At 63.7% G+C, this 19196-nt stretch carries 25 protein-coding genes, 1 tRNA gene and 1 other RNA gene; 18 read left to right on the forward strand and 9 right to left on the reverse strand.

Features of this window, described 5'->3' with window-relative positions; genetic code table 11:
* Window positions 1–76: 76 nt before the first annotated feature.
* The 3 genes from P0D62_RS08570 to P0D62_RS08580 all read left to right on the forward strand — a co-directional run bounded on the left by P0D62_RS08570 (window position 77) and on the right by P0D62_RS08580 (window position 1724).
* Window positions 77–568, forward strand: coding sequence for a winged helix-turn-helix transcriptional regulator (locus P0D62_RS08570; RefSeq protein ID WP_275702222.1), 492 nt, complete (start codon window positions 77–79; stop codon window positions 566–568).
* Window positions 569–767: 199 nt separating this feature from the next.
* A complete protein-coding gene (locus P0D62_RS08575; protein ID WP_275702223.1) occupies window positions 768–1148 on the forward strand; it encodes a helix-turn-helix domain-containing protein in 381 nt (126 codons plus the stop codon).
* A 3-nt stretch (window positions 1149–1151) separates the two neighbouring features.
* Window positions 1152–1724 (forward strand): PIN domain-containing protein, encoded by a 573-nt coding sequence (locus P0D62_RS08580; RefSeq protein WP_275702224.1) that lies wholly within the window; start codon window positions 1152–1154, stop codon window positions 1722–1724.
* 418 nt (window positions 1725–2142) lie between these two features.
* Here the strand turns inward: P0D62_RS08580 and P0D62_RS08585 are convergent.
* The 3 genes from P0D62_RS08585 to P0D62_RS08595 form a co-directional block, all read right to left on the reverse strand.
* Window positions 2143–2216: transfer RNA gene (locus P0D62_RS08585), tRNA-Val, on the reverse strand.
* Window positions 2217–2281: 65 nt separating this feature from the next.
* On the reverse strand, window positions 2282–2668 hold the full coding sequence (locus tag P0D62_RS08590; RefSeq protein ID WP_275702225.1) for a pilus assembly protein CpaE: 387 nt from the start codon (window positions 2666–2668) through the stop codon (window positions 2282–2284).
* Between the two features lies 1 nt (window position 2669).
* A complete protein-coding gene (locus tag P0D62_RS08595; protein WP_275702226.1) occupies window positions 2670–3122 on the reverse strand; it encodes a GatB/YqeY domain-containing protein in 453 nt (150 codons plus the stop codon).
* 56 nt (window positions 3123–3178) lie between these two features.
* Here P0D62_RS08595 and prfB point away from each other — a divergent pair, with 56 nt between their 5' ends.
* From prfB to ssrA, 7 genes are all read left to right on the forward strand, one after another.
* Window positions 3179–4288 (forward strand): peptide chain release factor 2, encoded by a 1110-nt coding sequence (gene prfB / locus P0D62_RS08600; RefSeq protein ID WP_275702227.1) that lies wholly within the window; start codon window positions 3179–3181, stop codon window positions 4286–4288.
* A 156-nt stretch (window positions 4289–4444) separates the two neighbouring features.
* Window positions 4445–5131 carry a cell division ATP-binding protein FtsE gene (gene ftsE, locus P0D62_RS08605; protein WP_275702228.1) on the forward strand — a complete coding sequence of 229 codons (687 nt, stop codon included), beginning with the start codon at window positions 4445–4447 and terminating at the stop codon, window positions 5129–5131.
* 21 nt (window positions 5132–5152) lie between these two features.
* Entirely contained in the window at window positions 5153–6055 is a 903-nt protein-coding gene (gene ftsX / locus P0D62_RS08610; protein ID WP_275702229.1) for a permease-like cell division protein FtsX, read from the forward strand.
* Window positions 6056–6080: 25 nt separating this feature from the next.
* Entirely contained in the window at window positions 6081–7442 is a 1362-nt protein-coding gene (locus tag P0D62_RS08615) for a M23 family metallopeptidase (protein WP_275702230.1), read from the forward strand.
* 47 nt (window positions 7443–7489) lie between these two features.
* Window positions 7490–7966: an SsrA-binding protein SmpB gene (gene smpB, locus P0D62_RS08620; RefSeq protein WP_275702231.1), complete on the forward strand. Its 477-nt coding sequence runs from the start codon at window positions 7490–7492 to the stop codon at window positions 7964–7966.
* A gap of 104 nt (window positions 7967–8070) precedes the next feature.
* Window positions 8071–8679, forward strand: a complete 609-nt coding sequence (locus tag P0D62_RS08625; protein ID WP_275702232.1) for a DUF1707 domain-containing protein — start codon at window positions 8071–8073, stop codon at window positions 8677–8679.
* A 41-nt stretch (window positions 8680–8720) separates the two neighbouring features.
* Window positions 8721–9088, forward strand: a transfer-messenger RNA (tmRNA) gene (ssrA, locus tag P0D62_RS08630).
* 217 nt (window positions 9089–9305) lie between these two features.
* On the opposite strand, the gene P0D62_RS08635 is transcribed toward ssrA, so the two are convergent.
* Both P0D62_RS08635 and P0D62_RS08640 read right to left on the reverse strand, forming a co-directional pair.
* The gene (locus P0D62_RS08635; protein WP_275702233.1) at window positions 9306–10127 is read right to left on the reverse strand and encodes an ABC transporter permease; all 822 of its coding nucleotides are present in this window, start codon (window positions 10125–10127) and stop codon (window positions 9306–9308) included.
* Between the two features lie 2 nt (window positions 10128–10129).
* Window positions 10130–11107 (reverse strand): ATP-binding cassette domain-containing protein, encoded by a 978-nt coding sequence (locus P0D62_RS08640; protein ID WP_275702234.1) that lies wholly within the window; start codon window positions 11105–11107, stop codon window positions 10130–10132.
* A 91-nt stretch (window positions 11108–11198) separates the two neighbouring features.
* Here P0D62_RS08640 and P0D62_RS08645 point away from each other — a divergent pair, with 91 nt between their 5' ends.
* The 3 genes from P0D62_RS08645 (at window position 11199) to P0D62_RS08655 (ending at window position 13558) form a co-directional block, all read left to right on the forward strand.
* On the forward strand, window positions 11199–11990 hold the full coding sequence (locus P0D62_RS08645; protein ID WP_275702235.1) for a TetR/AcrR family transcriptional regulator: 792 nt from the start codon (window positions 11199–11201) through the stop codon (window positions 11988–11990).
* Between the two features lie 432 nt (window positions 11991–12422).
* Window positions 12423–12890 carry a hypothetical protein gene (locus P0D62_RS08650; protein WP_275702236.1) on the forward strand — a complete coding sequence of 156 codons (468 nt, stop codon included), beginning with the start codon at window positions 12423–12425 and terminating at the stop codon, window positions 12888–12890.
* Entirely contained in the window at window positions 12887–13558 is a 672-nt protein-coding gene (locus tag P0D62_RS08655; RefSeq protein ID WP_275702237.1) for a hypothetical protein, read from the forward strand. The genes P0D62_RS08650 and P0D62_RS08655 overlap by 4 nt, the downstream gene beginning before the upstream one ends.
* A 10-nt stretch (window positions 13559–13568) precedes the next feature.
* Here the strand turns inward: P0D62_RS08655 and P0D62_RS19165 are convergent, their stop codons facing one another.
* The gene (locus P0D62_RS19165) at window positions 13569–13844 is read right to left on the reverse strand and encodes an AraC family transcriptional regulator (RefSeq protein ID WP_406708238.1); all 276 of its coding nucleotides are present in this window, start codon (window positions 13842–13844) and stop codon (window positions 13569–13571) included.
* 145 nt (window positions 13845–13989) lie between these two features.
* On the opposite strand from P0D62_RS19165, the gene P0D62_RS08660 reads away from it, so the two are divergent.
* Entirely contained in the window at window positions 13990–14331 is a 342-nt protein-coding gene (locus P0D62_RS08660; RefSeq protein ID WP_275702238.1) for a YciI family protein, read from the forward strand.
* 85 nt (window positions 14332–14416) lie between these two features.
* Entirely contained in the window at window positions 14417–14917 is a 501-nt protein-coding gene (locus P0D62_RS08665) for a DinB family protein (RefSeq protein ID WP_275702239.1), read from the forward strand.
* Window positions 14918–15217: 300 nt separating this feature from the next.
* Here P0D62_RS08665 and P0D62_RS08670 read toward each other — a convergent pair whose 3' ends face one another.
* Window positions 15218–15475, reverse strand: coding sequence for a Txe/YoeB family addiction module toxin (locus tag P0D62_RS08670; protein ID WP_455153227.1), 258 nt, complete (start codon window positions 15473–15475; stop codon window positions 15218–15220).
* Window positions 15472–15723, reverse strand: coding sequence for a type II toxin-antitoxin system Phd/YefM family antitoxin (locus P0D62_RS08675; protein WP_275702240.1), 252 nt, complete (start codon window positions 15721–15723; stop codon window positions 15472–15474). The genes P0D62_RS08670 and P0D62_RS08675 overlap by 4 nt, the downstream gene beginning before the upstream one ends.
* A gap of 183 nt (window positions 15724–15906) precedes the next feature.
* On the opposite strand from P0D62_RS08675, the gene P0D62_RS08680 reads away from it, so the two are divergent.
* The 3 genes from P0D62_RS08680 to P0D62_RS08690 all read left to right on the forward strand — a co-directional run bounded on the left by P0D62_RS08680 (window position 15907) and on the right by P0D62_RS08690 (window position 17949).
* Entirely contained in the window at window positions 15907–16281 is a 375-nt protein-coding gene (locus P0D62_RS08680; protein ID WP_275702241.1) for a hypothetical protein, read from the forward strand.
* A 158-nt stretch (window positions 16282–16439) separates the two neighbouring features.
* The gene (locus tag P0D62_RS08685; protein WP_275702242.1) at window positions 16440–17006 is read left to right on the forward strand and encodes a type IV toxin-antitoxin system AbiEi family antitoxin domain-containing protein; all 567 of its coding nucleotides are present in this window, start codon (window positions 16440–16442) and stop codon (window positions 17004–17006) included.
* Between the two features lie 16 nt (window positions 17007–17022).
* Window positions 17023–17949 (forward strand): nucleotidyl transferase AbiEii/AbiGii toxin family protein, encoded by a 927-nt coding sequence (locus P0D62_RS08690; protein ID WP_275702243.1) that lies wholly within the window; start codon window positions 17023–17025, stop codon window positions 17947–17949.
* A 141-nt stretch (window positions 17950–18090) separates the two neighbouring features.
* Here the strand turns inward: P0D62_RS08690 and P0D62_RS08695 are convergent, their stop codons facing one another.
* The gene (locus P0D62_RS08695) at window positions 18091–18852 is read right to left on the reverse strand and encodes a class I SAM-dependent methyltransferase (RefSeq protein WP_275702244.1); all 762 of its coding nucleotides are present in this window, start codon (window positions 18850–18852) and stop codon (window positions 18091–18093) included.
* Between the last annotated feature and the right edge of the window lie 344 nt (window positions 18853–19196).

Raw genomic sequence — 19196 nt, forward strand, 5'->3', positions numbered from 1 at the left:
GTCAGAACTCCTTTAGTGATTGCACATTGCAATTACTAGCATGATGGTTGACTGGTGTTACGTCAAGGAGGGAACCATGAATCCACGGTCGGGATGCGCGATCAATGCGGCCGTCGAGGCCCTGGGTGATCAGTGGTCGTTCCTCGTGCTGCGGGACATGGTCTTCGGTGACCGGCGGCACTTCCGTGAGCTGCTGTCCGGCTCGATCGAGGGCATCGCGTCGAACATCCTCGCCGATCGATTGAAGAAGCTCGTCGCGGCCGGCATTCTCACCAAGGAAGACGCGGGGCGCGGGCGCCGTTCCCGATACAGCCTGACCGAGGCGGGCATCCAAACCGTCCCGATCCTGTTCGCGCTCGGCAACTGGGGTCTCGACTGGCGCGACGGCACACCTGAGCTGCGCACCCGGCAGGAACTGATGCGCGCAGAGGGACCGGACTTCATTGAGGAACTCATGGACGAACTGCGTGTTCGGCACCTCGACGCGGAGCCGCGCCCCCGCACGAGCCCCGGCCCTCTCGCCCGTCTCGACACCGCCTACAAGGCGATGGCTGGCAGGGAGCACTGAGTACTGAGCACTGGGCCCTCCGCTAATGGCAGTCCGATACTCACATTCTTCGGGTGCATCTACATCGGCGAATAGGATGAACAGCCCGACGTGGTACGCGCCAACGCTCGGTGTCACTCGTCAGGCGGTGTGGGGGAAGACGAGGTGATACTGGCAGTAGGTAGGTTGTCGTTATTGCAGTTATGGGTAGAATAGTGCCATGACCACCCATGCACTTGCCGCTACGCTCGATCCGGTTGACCCTGCTGTGCGCTCCGACGCTAAGAGCCTCGCGGAGCGGTTGCACGGCGACACTCTGGTTGAGTCTGCGGTGCGGTCGATGCTCGATGCCGTCGCCCACGGGGCGCGGGTTGTGGTCCTGCGTGCCGACGATGAGGTAACGCCCACCGAGGCCGCGAAGCTCATGGGTGTGACTCGGCAGTTTGTGGATCGGCTCTGCGAAGATGGTGTGCTCGCCTTCCGTCGCCTGCCCGGCAGCCGTCACCGCCGCATCCGCGTGGAGGATGTGCTGGAAGTAGCGTCTGAGCGCGAGCAACGCCGGGCCGGGGGCGACGCAATTCGCGCCGCGCTCGGGGCGTGACTCTTGGCGCGGCTACAACGGGTCTTCATCGACACCAGCGAGTTGTTCCCGTTCACCATCATGGATGTGCTGCTCACGATGTCTGAAGACTTCCTGTTCACCTGGGTCTGGACAGACGAGTTACTGGAGGAGTGGGAGGAAGTCATCGTCCGTGAAGGCGTCCGCACGCCAGAGTCGGCGCGCTCGGTGACCGATGCCGTGCGCACCCACTTCAGCAGATACCGGATCGATGGGGGTCTGTACCGCGGCAAGGCCTCCGATGACCTGTCGCCCGATCCCGGCGACCGTCTACACGCCGCCGCGTGCATCTACGGCGATGTTGATGTGCTCCTGACCCGCAACCTCAAAGACTTCCAAGCCCCGGCCCTCGCTCAGGCCGGCGTGCAGGTCATTACCTCCGACACCTTCCTCAGTAAACTGTTGTCCGATCGCCACCGGGCCGTCGTCGAGTCGTTCACCCGCGCCGCAAGCTCGAAGAAGAATCCACCCATGACTGCCGCGGAGCTTACTGACGCGATCGCGCGCGCGGGAGCGCCACAGTTCGCCGAATACCTTAGGCCACACCTGGACGAGTAGGGCCCACGCAAGCCCCTTGAACAATCGTGCTCTGGTTGGTGATCAGTCGACCTACAGGCTATCAGGCGAGCCATTCACATCTTCAACAACCTCGAACACGCCTGACTGACATGTCCGATCAGTTTCAACGACGCGACCAGCCTCACGGCGTGATCTCGTCGACGAGAGCTGTGAATCGGGGCGTGGTTGCGCCAAAACAGCGTTGCGGCCGCGGGCGGCTAGCCCGGCGAATCGGCCTCTGGCTAGGGAATCTTCAGGGTCTTTCGCGGCTCGGTGTACCCACAGATGTACCCACACGACAAAATTACTGAGCGTGGAAACCCGTGGAATAACGTGGATCTAGCGAACAGCAGGCGCCCGCTCCCAGGTAGGGAGTGTGGGCCTCCAAATAGCCTCTGACAAGGTATTTCACCTGCGGTGGGCGCAGAGGGACTCGAACCCCCGACCACCTGCTTGTAAGGCAGGTGCTCTAACCAACTGAGCTATGCGCCCGCGACTACACAGGGTAGTCGGGTTTGCTGTTGCGAGCTAATTAAAGTGCAACAGGCCGGGGGTTGTCACTCGCCCAGGACGGCCAGGGCGTAGGCGTCCTCGACATCGGCCGCCCGCGTCCGTCGGTTGGCGTCGTCGACGCGATAGGTCACCACCCACTCGTCGTCCTGATGCTCGAGTGCGACGAAGCGGTCTCCCAGCAGTTCCCGGAGCTGGTCCTCGCGGGGGAGCCAGAGCACCTGGTCGGCGGGGATGGAGTCGAGCGCCCATTCGGTGGTGCCGTTGAACTTCACGACGCCAGCGCCGTGGTGGGTGTGCACCTCGATGGTCATCTCGGCGATGTGGAAGATCTCGTCGTCCATCTCCTTGTCGGGGATCATGAAACGATCGCCGGATGCAGGCCGCCATGTGACGGCCGGCTTGATCCGGCGAGCCAGAGAAAGCGACAGCATGTCAGGCCAGCGCGGCGCGTACGAGCGTCGCGACGGTCTTGCCCTCGGCCCGGCCGGCGACACGAGCGTTGACGGCCTTGACGATCTGTCCCATCTGCTTCATCGACGGCGCGTCGAACGCTGCGACTTCCTCGGCGACGATGGCCTCCAACTCCTCCTGGGTGAGGGGAGTGGGCAAGTAAGCGGCGATGAACTCGGCCTCCGCGGCCTCCTTCTCCGCCAGATCGGGGCGCCCGGCCTCAGCGTAGGTCTGAGCGGAGTCCTTGCGCTGACGGTGCTCCTTGGTCAGCACCGCGAGCTCCTCGTCGTCGCTGAGCTGCTTGGCGGTGGCGCCCGCCACCTCTGCATTGGTGATGGCGGCGAGCAGCATCCGGATGTTGCCCTTGGCGATCTCGTCCTTCGCGCGCAGCGCGGCAGCGAGGTCTGCCTTCAGCCGATCCTTGTGAGCACCCATTCGTGGGCTCCTTTCCGTGAGGCCGTTTGCTATGCCTCTTGATAGCATGGCTCTTCGTGGCCCAAGAAGATCTTACGCAGCGAATCTCAGACCTCGACCGCTCCCTCACGTCGATCGAGGCCGTAGCCGACCTCGACAAGCTGCGGGCGGAGATTGCCGAACTGGAGCAGCAGGTGGCCGCGCCCGACCTGTGGGACGACCAGGAGAACGCGCAGCGCGTCACCTCCCAGCTCTCCGCGAAGCAGGCTGAGGTCGATCGCATCGCGTCGTTGCGCGGACGTCTCGAAGACGCCACCCTCATGGTCGAGATGGCCGTCGAGGAGGGCGACCAGGACTCCCTCGCCGAAGTGACGAAGGAACTCGGCGGCCTGGGCAAGGACATCTCCGCACTCGAGGTCCGCACGTTGCTGTCGGGGGAGTACGACCCCCGTGACGCGCTGATCACCATCCGCGCCGAGGCCGGTGGCGTCGATGCCGCCGACTTCGCCGAGATGCTGATGCGCATGTACCTGCGCTGGGCCGACCGGCACAAGTACCCCGTCGAGATCTACGACACCTCCTACGCGGAGGAGGCGGGCCTGAAGTCGGCCACCTTCGCCGTCAAGGCTCCGTTCGCCTACGGCACGTTGTCGGTCGAGCAGGGCACCCATCGTCTGGTGCGCATCTCGCCCTTCGACAACCAGGGGCGTCGTCAGACGTCGTTCGCCGGCGTCGAGGTGCTGCCGGTCACCGAAGAGACCGACCACATCGACATCCCCGAGGGTGAGATCCGCGTCGACGTGTTCCGCTCGTCGGGGCCTGGTGGCCAGTCGGTCAACACCACCGACTCCGCCGTCCGCATCACGCACCTGCCCACGGGCATCGTCGTGAGCTGTCAGAACGAGAAGTCGCAGCTGCAGAACAAGGCGGCCGCGCTCCGCGTGCTCCAGTCCCGCCTGCTCGAAAAGGTTCGTCACGATCGCGAGAAGGAAATGAACGCGCTCAAGGGCGACGGCGGCAACTCGTGGGGCGCCCAAATGCGTTCTTACGTGATGAATCCGTATCAGATGGTCAAGGATCTGCGCACCGAGCATGAGGTGGGCAACCCCGAGGCTGTTTTCGACGGCGACATCGACGGCTTCATCGACGCCGGAATCCGCTGGCGCAAGCGTTCTCAGAACGACTAGGGTCAACCAGACGTTCAGCCCTCGCGTCAGCATCGCCCCTTGTCGGAGACGTGGAGGGCGGGTCAGAGTTGCATTGCGACGTCTGTGAACTAGACTCAGCTCAGCAAAATCTGAGAAATCTCAGGAATCTTCCCCAAACATCCGGAGTTGCCCCACGTGATCACTTTCGAGAACGTCACCAAGTTCTATGCGGGACAGGACCGTCCGGCCCTGCGTAACGTGAGCTTGGAGATCGACAAGGGCGAGTTCGTCTTCCTCGTGGGGCAGTCGGGTTCGGGCAAGTCGACCTTTCTGCGATTGATCCTTCGTGAGTACCGGCCCACCAAGGGCACCCTGTATGTGGCGGGCAAGAACCTCTCGACGATGAACCAGTGGAAGGTGCCGGCGCTGCGCCGCCAGATCGGCACGGTGTTCCAGGACTTCCGCCTGCTCCCGGGCAAGACCGTCTACGAGAACGTGGCCTTCGCGCTCCAGGTGATCGGCAAGCCCAGCCGCGAGATCAAGCGGATCGTTCCCGACACCCTTGAAATGGTCGGTCTCGAAGGCAAGGCCGAGCGTCCGTGCGAGGATCTCTCCGGCGGCGAGCAGCAGCGCGTTGCGATCGCGCGGGCCTTCGTCAACCGCCCCAAGATCCTGATCGCGGACGAGCCCACCGGAAACCTCGACCCGGAAACCTCCGTCGGCATCATGAAGCTGCTCGACCGGATCAACCGCGCCGACACCACCGTCATCATGGCCACCCACGACGCCACCATCGTCGACCAGATGCGCCGCCGCGTGCTGGAGCTGCGCTCCGGCGAACTGGTGCGCGATCAGGCCATGGGCATCTACGGCACGGCATAGGGAAGGAGGGAAGACGCAGACATGAGGCATACGCTTCGAGAAACCTGGTCGGGACTACGTCGCAACCTCGCGATGACCGTCGCCGTCGTCGTGACGATGGGAGTGTCCCTGTCGCTGTTCGGCTTCGGCCTGCTCACCTCCTCCGAGGTCGACCTGGTCAAGGGTCGCTGGTACGACCGGATCGAGATCTCCGCGTTCCTGTGCACCGAGACCTCCCAGGGAGGCATGTGCGAGGAGGGCAAGGCCGTCTCCGACGTGCAGCGCGACACGATCCGCCAAACGCTGGAGGCCAATCCTGAGGTTCAGGAGGTCTTCTACGAGTCGAAGCAGGAGGCGTTCGAGGAGTTCCAGCGCGTCTTCAAGGACTCGCCGATCGTCGCGTCGCGCACCGCAGACCAGATGCAGGACTCGTTCCGCATCAAGCTGGTCAACCCCGAGAACTACGAAGGCGTGGTGAGCGAGGCCAAGGGCCTGCCCGGCGTGCAGAACGTCCAGGATCTGCACACCGTGCTCGACCCCATGTTCACCGCACTCACCGCCATCCAGTGGGCGACGATCGCGATGAGCGTGCTCCTCCTGCTGGCGGCGTCGTTGCAGATCGCCAACACCATCCGGATGGCGGCGTTCACGAGACGACGCGAGATCGGCATCATGCGGCTGGTGGGCGCGTCCAACCTATACATCTTGCTGCCGTTCCTCCTGGAGAGCCTGATCGCCGGCCTGATCGGCGTGGCGGTCGCCTCTATCGTGCTCGCCTCCGGATACTGGGTGATCGTCGAGCAGAACGCTCAGCACCTCATCCAGTCCCTCCCGTGGATCGGCTGGTCCGACGTCTTCAGCGCCATCGGGATCATGGCCCTGGTCGGCGTCGTGCTGTCCATCATTCCCACCCTGTTCGCCACGCGTAAGTACTTGCGCATCTAGCCGCCGCCGTCGAAGGAGACTCAGCGTGACTACCTCTTCCCCCCGCCGCAAGGTCAGCAGACTGCGGACGACGTTGCTGGCTGCGGGCGTCGTCATGGCGCTGGTTGGTGTCACCGCTCCTCTGGCAACCGCCGACGACTTGAAGGATCAGCGCGACTCGCTGTCCAACAAGATCGCGGAGCAAGCTGCGGCGGTCGATCAGGCGAGCCAGGAAGTCAGCGCTGCCATCGCCGCCCGCGACGCCGCGGAGCGTGAGCTGGCGGCCGCCCAAGCGAAGCTCAAGAAGGCCGAGGATCGGCTCGAGGAGGCCGAGGAACTCGACCGTCAGCGTGCGCGTGAACTGGAAGCCGCCGAGGAGGCGCTGAAGCAGGCACGGGCCGAGGTCGTGGCCGCGGAGAAGGCGCTCGACGAGCTCAACGATCGCATCGACGGCGAGATCATGGTCATCACCCAGCAGAACGCCCCGCTGCTCAACCTCGCGCTTCTCCTGTCCGACGTCACCGCGTCGGAGCTGAACCAGCGAGCACAGCTAGGCCAGACCATCTTCGACTCCTCGGCCCTCGAACTCGACGAGCTGGAGCGGCTGCGCTTCCAGCTCCAAGAGGCCGAGCTGAAGGCGGAAGCCGCCGAGGAAAAGGCGGCAAAGGCCCGAGAGGCGGCGGCCAAGCAGCTCAAGAAGGCCGACGAGGCCCGCGACGAAGCCGCCTGGCTGCGCGACGAGGTGGCCACCCTGCTTGAGCACCGCGAGGCCGCGGAGGCGCGGGCGAAGCAGCAGCTCGACCTGGAAGAGCAGAGGCAGGTCGCCCTGGAGACCGAGCGTGGGGATGTCGAGCGCCGGATCAAGGCGCAGATCGAGAAGCAGCGCAAGGAAGACGAAGCCCGCGAGGCCAGCGAACGCGCAGAAAGAGAACGGTCGTCGACCTCGCGCTCGAAGATCAGCTCGTCCAGCGGTTCGTCGGGTCGCTCGTCCGGCTCCTCGACGTCGGACGCCGGGTTCGTGCGTCCCGTCTCGGGCCGGATCACGTCGAAGTACGGCATGCGAGTGCACCCCGTCACCGGCGTGTACAAGCTGCACGACGGCACCGACTTCGGGGCGTCCTGCGGCACCAAGATCAAGGCCGCGGCTGACGGCACCGTCAGCGATCGCTACTACCACTCCGCTTACGGCAACAGGCTGATGATCAGCCACGGCCGCGTCGACGGCAGCTACGTGACCACCGGGTACAACCACGCGACCAAGTACATCGTCGGGGTCGGGGACACGGTCTCGCAGGGACAGACGATCGGCTACGTCGGCTCCACCGGCTACTCGACCGGATGCCACTTGCACCTGATGGTGTGGGAGGACGGCGACCTCGTCAATCCGATGTCGAACTGGTTCGACTGAGCCTTCGAGCATTGGTGGGCCTTTCCCTCGCGTGAGATACTGGCTCAATGCCCAGGGAGACCGGACGAAAGCTCGTCGCACAGAACAAGAAGGCTCGGTACGACTACCAGATCGGTGACACGTACGAAGCCGGAATGGTGCTGACCGGTACCGAGGTCAAGACTCTGCGCAACGGCCGCGCGACGTTGCAGGATGCCTACGCCAGCGTCGACGACGGTGAGGTGTGGCTGCGCAACGCGAACATCCCGGAGTACGAGTTCGGAACCTGGCGCAACCATTCGGCTCGACGCTCACGCAAGCTGCTGCTGCACCGCAAGGAGATCGCGAAGATCGAACGCGCCTTGGAGGGCGCCGGTCGCACCTTGGTTCCGCTGTCGATCTATTTCAAGGACGGCTACGCGAAGGTCGAGATCGCCATCGGCACCGGTAAGAAGGACTGGGACAAGCGCCGCACGATCGCGGAGCGCGACGCCAATCGCGAGGCCCAGCGGGCGCTCGCGGCGCGCAACCGATACCGCAGGTAGGTGCTGGTCGTCGCTCGGATGGACCCGAGGTAGGGGCGGGCTCCGGGGTCGTTCAGGGTCGCTCCCTATGGTGGGGTGCGGCTGAGCGGACGATCATTATGGGCATGATGTTGAACGATCCCGCAGCCCAGTACCTCGTCACCGATGCCCAGCGGGATCTGGCTATTCAGCAGCTGAGTCGCAGCTACGGCGAGGGCTCCATCGACGAAGCCGAGCTGGACCGCCGGCTGGAGATGGCCCTTCGGGCTCGAAACCGGTCCGAGTTGAATCAGTCTTTGGCCGGGCTGGTGCGCGTGAGAACCGGGGGAGTGGCGCTGCCGCCCATGCCCGCCCGTCTCCCGCGTCCCGGTCTCGAGCCCGCAGGCACGTCGAGTGAGAACGTCGGTGCCGGACTCGTCCACCTCAGCGGCTTCTTCGGCTTCTTCCTGGTGCCTGCGATCGTGAAGGCCGCCAGCGTTCGAGGCAGCCGCGTCTGGTGGGAGGCCTCGAGGGCGTTGGGCTTGCAGCTTTCGACACTGGTCTACGGCACGCTCGTGTTCGCCGCTGCGGTCCTGCTGCCGTTCTCTGGACTCTGGTGGACGATCTTCTCCGCCGGTTGCGTGGCGTGGTTCCTGCTCACGATCGTCGGCAGCGCGCGTGCGTTCAGCGGCCAGCGGTCGTTCGAGGGGCTCGAGCGCTTCATGGTCGTCAAGCCGAATCCTCGTGTCAGCTAGCCCTCTGGGGCTGCGCTACACTGGCTAGGTACAACTCAACAGGGGGTGACTGGTTTCGACTAGGGACGGTAGTCCCAGGAGAAGCGGGCCGAGGATCCATGCCTATCTCGTTAACGCCGCATGGAAACCAATAAGTGCCGAAAACAATCGCACTGACTTCGCTCTCGCTGCCTGATCAGTGATCGAAGGGTCAGTCCGGAGTTAGCCTTCGCTCCGGTGTCTGGCCTCATTTAGGAGGCTTGCTCGTTTAGCTGTGTATCAGGGCTGAACGGGGACTTTACTGATACTGGGTCTGTCTGCAACACGCCGGCTAGAGTGCAGGGACCGAGAAAACGTCTAGACGGCTGCGCCCGGAGAAGCCCTGGTTCGCCTCTCAAGGACGCGGGTTCAATTCCCGCCACCTCCACCCCTGTGGGAAGCTCCGCACTCGAACACTTGACATCATGATTGGTGTCAGGGGTTTGGGTACGGAGCTTTTCGTTGTCCGCATGCGAGCTGTGCGTGCGTGTCCGTGAGCTGACGAGCTCACCTTTCTTCCACGGAGTCCGATGCGGCCGATGTGCATCGACTCGCCGCTAACTTTGCGGAATGCTCCGAACTGATCTGCCGCATTGCGGTTTCGTGGTTCACTGGTCCCCGCTCCGGAACCGTCTTGCGGCCAGGGGAAGGAAGATCGCGCTCAGAAGTAGTGGCCAAATGATCGCCAAGACGAGCGCATGTTCACCCGCGAAACTCTGCGTTGGCCAGGTTGCGGAACCTAGCAGATCGCGCACGGCGGTTGCGGTAGCAGACACCGGATTGAACTCGGCGATCGTGCCCAACCAGGCAGGCATTGTGGCGGGGTTGACGAAGACACTGGAGAAGAACGCGATCGGCCACACCAAGATCTGCACGTAGGCGACGGACTCGACCGACTTCGCGCCGTACCCGATGTAGAGCCCGATCCACAGCATCGCGAACCTAAGCAACAGCAGGAGCACGAGTGCGAGGAGCGTGTCGCCGGGCGTGGTGTTGGGACGCCAGCCGATCAGGAACGCGAACGTCACCATGGACACGAGCGTGACGAGGGAACTGATCATGTCGGCTATGCAGCGTCCGAGCACGATGGCGGCGGCATTGATCGGAAAGGAGCGGAACCGATCATTGACACCGCGTGCCGCATCGGCTGCGGCGGTCAGAGTGGTCGCATCCAGTCCGAAGAGCATCGTCACGGCGAGCATGCCAGGGATCAAGAAGTCGGTGTAGCTCACTGCGGCCGGAAGGGCGAGCGCCCCTCCGAACAGCCCGAGGAACAGCAGCGTGATGAAGACGGGGAACAACCAGGTCGTAGCCATGACGCCGATCTGGGATCGCCATGACCCGATCACGCGTCCGGTGATGATCCAGGCCGCGCCGAGAAGGCTGGGCGGCGTGACGATTGACGCCCGCGTGGGAACGGTCGAAGTCATGGTTAGCGGTTCTCCTTGTTCGTGGCGGTGGTCGGGGACTCGGGCGTGTCGCCAGTGAGCGTCAGGAACACTTCATCCAATGAGGGCTTACGCAGTGTGACCTCGTTCGGCGAAAGTCCCAGCTCGGTGAGAGCGCGGACACTTCGCCCGAGGGCATCGGAGCCGACCGCGTGGAGTGAGACCTCAATCCCGGCGTCGTTGAGCGCAGCTTGGGGATCGAGGGTCGTGAGCCTTGTCAGTGCACTCCTCGCGTCCGCCTCGCTGTCGAAGCGAATCTGAATCACCGACGGCCCAACGGCGTCCTTGAGTTCGTCAGAGGTGCCCTGAGCGATCACCTTGCCGTGCGACAGCAGCACGATTTGATCGGCGAGCTGGTCGGCTTCCTCTAGGTACTGTGTGGTCAGCAAGACGGTCGTACCCTCGTTGAGAAGAATGCGGAGGGTTTGCCACAACTCTCGACGGGCAGCCGGGTCCAGGCCTGTCGTCGGCTCGTCCACGAACAGCACCTCTGGGCTGACGATCATGCTGGCGGCTACGTCGAGCTTGCGCCGCATCCCGCCTGAGAATCCTCCGACCGCTCGGTCTTGCGCCTCGGCAAGACCGAACTGCTGGATCAGCTCACCAGATCGCTTGGTCGCGTCTGCGCGACTCAGACCACGCAGCCGGCCGAACAGCATGAGATTCTGCTTGGCGGTGAGCTGATCGTCCACGGCCGCCGACTGTCCAACCAGGGCGATCCGGCGTCGCACCTGCGTGGCCTCAGCCTGCACATCGTGGCCCGCGATGCTCGCTCGACCGCGATCGAACCGCAGGAGCGTTGACAGGCCGCGCACGGCGGTGGTCTTGCCCGCGCCGTTCGGCCCCAGCAGCGCCAACACTTGCCCCTTCTTCACCTCCAAGCTCAGCTCGCGCAGCCCGACCTCACCCGCTTTCGTCAGGTAGGTCTTGCCGACACCCTCGGCCTCGATGACTGTTCTCACTCCGAACCTCCATTGTTTTACGATGTAACGTACAGCGTACAATACCTTAGACTAGGGTCGTTCCCAAGGGACGCTGATGGAGGGAAGCAGGATGGTGGAGCGCACCGGAAGCGGTGACCCGTTGCAGAGCCTTGCGCTGCTTTGGCGCACCAACGTCAAGACGGGGCGCTCCGGCCTCACGCTCGATTCGATCATCGACGCCGGCATCACTGTCGCCGGGGCGTCCGGTGTTGAAGGGCTATCTATGCGGAAGATCGCTGAACAACTCGGCGTCAGCGCGATGTCGCTCTATGCCCATGTCCCGAGCAAGGCTGAGCTGATCGACCTCATGGTCGATCACGTCAATGGCGAGGCATACCCCGAGGCGGAGCATCGTCCTCCGCAATCCGGCTGGCGCGCCGGTGTGGGAGCGATTGCGGAGCGCAACTGGCAACTGCTGTCTGAACACCGCTGGTTGCTCGATCTTGATACTGCCCGCCCGCCGCTCGGGCCGGGGACTACCGCGAAGTACGACATCGAACTCGCTCCGCTGGTCGGGATCGGCCTTGATGACATCGAGACGGATCAGGTTCTGACGCTCGTGCTGGAACACGTCAAGGCCGCAGCGCGGCTCTCATCCGCTGTTGCGGAAACCAGCCGAACAACCGGCAGTAGTGACCAGGAGTGGTGGACCGTGGCTGGTCCAGTGCTCAGCGCCCTCATTGACCCCGCTCGGTTCCCTAATGCATCGAGAATCGGATTGGCTGCGGGCCAAGAGTACAACTCGGCCGTTGACCCGAACCGCACCTACATCTTCGGGCTTCGCATGATCTTGGATGGCGTGGAGGGCCTGATCGCTCAGAAGAGAGAGGCCGCTAGGGACACCGTAGGTAGGGCTCACTAGGAGCCCCAGTGGGTCATCGGAAGCAGTAGCTCGAAGACTGGATAGACCAGTGTTCGATGGTGAGCAGTGAGACGAGCACGGTCAGCACGATGACAGTTCTCACGGACTGTCGCGAAGCAGGTGCGCCGAAGGTGTCCCACGCTCCCACCCATCAGCAGATGATGGCGAAGAAGGGAGGTTTGTCGCTCCGCAGTGGAGGGACGGAGACTGCGTCGACCCAGCCGCTCAGTGCCGTGAAATATCCGTCGGCGCCGGGGTGGCAGTGTCAACAGGGGTGGTCGTGTACCGGTGAGGACGGGCGCCAGTCAGCATCAGTCCGCGGAATGTGCGTGGGGCAGGCGTGTGGGTGATCGTAGCGAGATCGCGGGATTGCCTCGACTTAGTTGTCACCCTGGGGTTGACAGTAAGTGATCATGTTGCGATAGTGGAGACATGGATCGTAAACCCGGGGGTGACACTTTGGTTGCAGGTGAGCCATCCGCGGCTGCCCACGACTGGTTTGAGGTGCTCAAGCATCGGTCGTTTGAGGATGCGGCGGTCGTCGCCGAGGTGATCGAACGCTTTGAGCGTGCCGGAGTCACCTCGAGTATGGTGGCCGAACACCTGGTGGATGGTGGCGATGCGCTCTACGCTGCTTCGCGGAGCGGAGCCGGGTGGGCGGATGCCTTTGGTGGCGACCAGGCGGTGGCGCTCATCGCGGCCGAAGTTGGCGCCCTTATGTCGCACCTTGTCTCGCGAGCAGCGAGTGTCCGGTCTCGCGGTGTTGATGCGCTGCTCGACGACTTCAGCGCGGTCACCGTAGCGAACGCGCTCGGTGTCTCGCGTCAAAAGGTCTATGACATCGCGAAGTCCACTCAGGATCGCGAGTACCTCGAAACCACACCATGGAGATCACAATGACCAAACTGCACGAACAAGTCACACTTCCCGATCCAGCACGAAAGAAGCTCTTGCATCCGACCGATCTGGCCGAGGCGCGCGGCCTATACCTTCGTGGGTGGTGGTTCGCCCGACTGTGCTCACTCCCGGTTGTTGTTGCGGTCGGTGCCGTCATCTGGGCCGCAACGGGGAATCTCTTCGCCTCCTTGATCGCCCCGATCAGTACATTTCTGATCGCCTTCTTCGCCAGTCGTGAGCTCAGGAAGCGAGCGTGGGACTACGTTCCGCGAAAGCGGCAGAGCCAAGACAAGACTGGTGCGCTTCTTGTCGCAGGGGCGGTGATCGATGCACTCGCTTTGCTCGTCATCGCCGGCTCCGTCATCGTCTCACTTGATCGATGGCCACTCCCGCCAGGTGTCGTCTCCTTCGCCATCGGCTCAGCGATCGGTATTGCCGCGCTCCAACTCGGACAACTGCTCTTGGCGGCAGGTCGGCGGGCTGGAGGGACGTCGATAGCGGCACACGGCATCCTGCTCATCGCCGTTGTGGTCACGATTTCGCTCGTCACCGCGTACGGTATGCCCGGCGGGCTGGCTGCTGTTTGGCGCCTTGTCGCCGCAGCGGGCGCGGCAACGATCTTGCTTGCCCAAGCGGTCTGGTGGTTCTTCGAGCGCGGTCGCAAGGGGTGATTCGTCGCCGTCAGCGAGACGCCTGACTTCGCCCGTCTCGCCCCGCCACATCAAAGCGCGACTCGTGGCGGTAGTCGACCGGAGCCAGGTCGAGCAGGTGGCGAAACTCGCGAGTGAGGTGCGCGTGATCGGCGTAGCCGAGGTGAGCCGCGACCTGGCTTATCGTGAGCGAGCTGTCGAGAGAGCCGACCCGGTGCGAGGTTCCAGCGGCGGGTGCCGCGACGCGCTCGAATGTCGGGAGCCTCGACGGATAGAGGATGTCTCGGTCGTGGGCGGCGTGGGGCATCCGTCCTCCACGCCGGTCGCGAATCTTCAAGACGCCACTCCTGAATCGTCGGTAGCGTGAGTCGTATGAACGACGATAGCTCGCCCGTCACCGGGACCGCTGGTGACCACACGACATTCGCCTGTCAGTGGAGAAGGGGCCGACGATGAGCCAGTACATCATCTACTTCAATCAGCAGTGGGTGGGCGATCATAGCGAGGAGTGGTTCGCCAGTCGCGGGCCGCTCGCGAGAGAGGTCATGGACGAGATGCGGGATGCCGGGGTGTTGATCTTCGCGGCTGGCGTCGATGAGGATCTGGATCGGGCGATCACAGCGGATGGCACCGGCGGCGAGCTGGAGTTCCGTACCGGACTGTATGACCCATCGGAGCAGTTCATCGGTGGTCTGACGCTCATCGATGTAGCAGACGAGGAGGCCGCCCGGATGTGGGGCGGCAGGATTGCGGAGGCCTGCGGCTGGCCGCAGCAGATCCGTCAGGTCTATTAAGCGTCCAGATGCCGGAGACGGCGCCCCGGTGGAGTTCGGAACCGCCCCAAAGTCTCATGGGCGCCGCAGGGATTAGCATGTGGACATGCCAGAAGAGCGAGTGGGCGCGCCTACGATTGCCGACGAACGCGCCGCCCTTGCGGGCTGCCTGGACTTCCTGCGTGCGACGGCGATTATGAAGGTGGCGGGGCTCGACAAGGTTTTGGCGTCTTCCCGTCCGGCGCGGTCGGCAGTGAGCCCCCTTGGCGTGGTGAAGCACCTGACGCAGGTGGAGCACGCGTGGTTTGCTCAGCGGCTCGACGATACGGGGGAGCCGTTGCTGTTCAGCACCACGGACGATCCCGATGCAGACTTCAGGATCGAGCCGGCGGAGACGGTCGAGACGGTGACCGCCCGCTATCGCGAAGTGTGTGAGCGGTCGCGCCAGATACTGGCCCGGCATGATCTCGACGACCGGTTCGACGATGGTCGCGGCGAGGTGATGGATGCGCGATGGGTAGTCATTCACATGATTCAAGAGACCGCGCGACACGTCGGTCACCTCGACATCCTCCGCGAGGAGCTCGACGGATCGACAGGTGAGTAGCAGCGTCTGATACCTGGACCGCAGCGCCGGCAATCCACGACGGCTCAGCTATCCGACGAAGGAGAAACCAGAATGGCGAGCTGACAAGCGCGTACCTGGCCCGGCGCCAGGGCGTGTGAGGCCGCAGCTTCTCGCCTACGTCCTCAATCTGGCACTGGTTGAGATACCCTCTGCGACGCTCGGCCAGGGGCACCTCCCTGGGCTGCCTTCTGTCGCATGCCCTTTGTCACCTCGGTTCCGAGGTTCTGGGACCAGCAGGTCGCTGAGCCATGGAGTGGCACTTCGGCGCCGAGTCGCTCGTCAGTAGTGGTAGCGGGCTTGAAGAATGATGAGGTCTTCTCCATCGACGAGATAGACCAGGCGGTGCTCGTCGGTGATACGCCGTGACCAAGCCCCTTGCGCGCCGTATTTCAGCTGCTCGGGCTTTCCGATGCCTTCGAATGGTTCGCGCAGACATGCGTCGATCAGGGTGTTGATGCGTTTCAGCACGCGCCGATCAGCGGCCTGCCAGTGCTTGTAGTCTTCCCGGGCGAACTTGTCCCAGACGAGACGCATCATTCGCCTCTGTCGAGCTGGTGCTCCTCGACCTTGCTGGCGCGTGCTCGCTGATAGGAGTCGAGCAGCCTGCGCGCGTTCGCCGGCGACCGGAACAGGTAGGCCGTCTCCTGCCATGCCGCGTACTCGTCGGCCGGCATCAAGACGGCATTGCCCTTGCGGGAGACGATCTCCACTGCCTCCCGATCGGCGTTGATCCGCTCGATCAATGGGAAGAGCGTCTTACGGGCCTCGCTCGCAGTGATGGACATTGCTGGGGCCTCCAACCATTCTGGCAACTTGTACCACATTATCGTACCACTCGTTCTAGCTGGAGTCGCCGTCTCCGATGCGATACTGAACTGCATCTCACCGACAACGTCGAGGCCGACGGCCTGCCGAGCGAGAACCCGCTCGCGCTGCTGATCGGCATGCTGCTCGAGCGGAACTCCGCGATGGACGCAGTGAAGCGGGCCCGTGCGTTGCTGGCGGATGATGGTTTGATACTGCTCACTCGAACACAGCCGATCCGCCATGCATTGGAGCGCGCGGAGGAGAATGGCAGCTTGGTGGGTGACGAGTACTTTGCCACCGCGAGTTTCTCCACCCCCGCCGTCTGGAACGGTGAGGTCACCCTGGTCAAGCAGCGCTACACGATGTCCAGCGTGCTCAACGTGTTCGCGCAGGCCGGGCTGTGGATCGAAGCAGTCGGCGAGCCACATCTGTCGGCAGACCAGGTCCAGCGTTTCCCACATAAGTACGCCTGGGTCAACAAGTTCCTCGTCGGCATCTTGGTCTTCAAGCTCCGGCCGCTGCCGGGCGCTCAGTGAGTTCGTGTGGCGTCTTTCGCCATTCGGTGATCTGATCCTGGCTGATATCGCCCCAAAGTGAAGCGGCGTAGCTATAAGGGCCGGTTGTCGATACTTGGAGTGTCTCGTCGATCGGCCAGATACTGTCAATAGTATAACGTTGCCGTTATACTATTGACATGTCGAGGGTGCTGGCGCGTGATGAGCTATGGGAAGCTGCGGACACGCAGCACGGTTTCGTGACGGCGCAGCAAGCTGCTGATGTGGGGGTAAGCAAGCAGACCCTTCAGATGCTGGTGCATCGCGGCACATTGAAGCGCGTCGCACACGGGGTCTACCGCTTCCCGCAGTATCCGGTTGGTGAACACGACCAACTCATGCTGGCGGTGCTCTGGACGCGGGTGCCCGAGGCGGTGTTGTCGCACGAGACGGCGCTCGACGTCTACGGCATCAGCGACGTTAACCCGAACCGTATCCATGTCACCGTCGGCAAGGACCGCCGGTTCCGTCGCGCGAGCGGGGAAGACTACGTCGTGCACTATCAGGATCTCGCTCCCAAACAGGTCGGATGGTGGCAAGAGATCCCGACGGTGACTCCAGTGACAGCGATTGGGCAGTGCCTCGTCTATGGGACACCGACCTATCTGCTTCGGCAGGCGATCGAACGCGGGTATGCGCAGGGGTATCTAAAGACAACTCAGCGCGATGCGCTGGCGGAAGAGCTGGAGGCTCGCTACGACCGATGACCGTGGCGGCTCCAAGTTGGCCGCGCTGCTGAGCACGTTGAAGCCGAAGACGAAGGAGCCAGTCTCGGCCAAGGTGCTCAACACCTGGATCGCTCAAGCAGAGGGTCAGCTCGGCGATGAAGCCAAGGGCGGACGGCTCGGCTGGCTGATCGCTTCATCGGTGGCCGTCGGCGCAGTCCAGCATGCGCTCGACGAGGACGGAGGCCAGCTGTTCCTACTCAAAGGCGGCACCCTGCTGCAGCACCGGCTCAATGCGACAGCCCGCACCACCAAGGATGTCGATGGCCTTGTCTGCGGTGACCTGGATGCGTTCTTCGCGGTGCTCGAAGAGGTGCTTGATGAGCCGTGGGGGCCGCTGACGCTTCGTCGCAGTGAAGTCGAGGTGATCGATGTCCCGACGAAGCTCGTCAAACCACGCCGGTTCGACATCATCCTCAACCTGCGAGGCGTGACGTGGCGGCGTATCCAGTTCGAAGTCTCGCCCGACGAGGCTGGTATCGGTCGGGAGCGAGAGTTCATCGAGCCGCCTCCGCTGGCAGGCTTCGGGCTGCCAGACCCTGATGTGCTGGTGGGGATCGCGATGCGGTTTCAGATTGCGCAGAAGCTCCATGCCGTCTCCGACCCGCACAAACCACCGGGATCGATCAACGACCGTGCTCGTGATGTCGTAGACCTGCTCCTGTTGCGCGACCTCGTCGCGACGACCGGCTCACCGACGCTGGCAGAGGTGCGAGAGGCCGCAGTCGCCGTGTTCGATGCCAGGGCAGCCGAGGCCGCCAAGCTTGGCCGTCCGATAAGGAACTGGCCGCCGACCCTTGTCGCATACGCCCACTGGAAAGACGACTACATCCGAGCAGCCGCTTCCGGTGGCGTCGAGCTGTCACTCGAGGACGCGGTTGGAGAAGCGAATGCCTGGATCCAGAGCCTTGATGACTTTCATTAGGGAGGTAGGCCCCGGCCCCTCGGTGCGGGCGGGCGTCGGTTTCGCTGCTAATGGGGTCCAGATCCTCAGGGTGAACCGGCCCCGGTTCTAGCCGCTTCTTTGCGGGGCCTGTCCATATGGGTGGCACGGGCCTTGCTGGACCTAAGCCACTGGCCGCCTGGCCTCGATGAGATGGCGGGTGGAGTGCGCGACGAATGGTCCGTTCTGCTGGATGAGGTCATGAAGGTCTCGGAGTCGATCCCGGTACTTCTCTGCCGTGAAGCCGGGCACCCACCAGATCACCTTCCGCAGCAGATAGACGACCGCGGCGACATCATGGATCTCGATTCGCAGCTTCGCTGTTTGCAGATTGACGATCTCTAGGCCGGCGGCTTCGGCGGCGGCGGTCTCGTCGTCGGGGTGGCGCCCTCGCCGCGCTTCGGGTTGCGGGCCGAGGAAGAACTCGATCAACTCGAACACGCTCGCCGGTCCGACGTGCTGCGCGAAGTAGGTGCCGCCTGGACGGAGGACTCGGGCGATCTCGTCCCACCAGATCGTCGCAGGATGCCTGCTCGTCACCAGATCGAACGCGTTGTCACCGAATGGCAACGGTGGCTCGTCGGGATCGGCCACAACCACGACCCCTCGGGGATGCAGCAGTCGGGTCGCCTTCGCGACGTTCGGCGGCCAGGACTCCGTGGCAACGGCGGTCGCGGGGAAGCTCTCGGCCTCGGCGAGCACCTCACCGCCACCAGTCTGGATATCCAGCGACGCCGATGCCCTGCCGAGCCGGTCGGCGAGCTGACGAGTGAAGCCCCAGGATGGGCGCTCCTCGATTGCTCGTCCATCCAGCCAGGAGAAGTCCCACCCGGACACGTCGGCGGAGGCTCCAGCCTCGATCAGCGAGTCGAACGCGTCAGTCATAGGGCCGATTCTCCCAGGCGGCCCGCCGGAATGGGTGAGGTCGCATGTCGACGAACCGGCGGCCGGCCGAGGACTGCGGGGGCGTGGGGTCTGGGTGGCAGGCAACGGAAACACCCCGATGGTCATGGTCGTCGCGGTCGCAGCAGCCGGTGTCGCTACCGGAGCAGCGGTACACGGCGACCTGTGCATGGTCGACCTCGACGGAGCAGTCCAGGAACGCCGGGCGCATACTGATCCGGCCCGCTAAGTCGTGTCGTGCTAGGGTCCGTTCCGGGAACCAATGTTTAGGAGCTTCGGCTCCGAAGGGATCGAGATGCTCGATCCTCCAGCGAGCTTCCGCTCGC

This window comes from Tessaracoccus caeni (assembly GCF_029211185.1).
GTDB lineage: Bacteria > Actinomycetota > Actinomycetes > Propionibacteriales > Propionibacteriaceae > Arachnia > Arachnia caeni.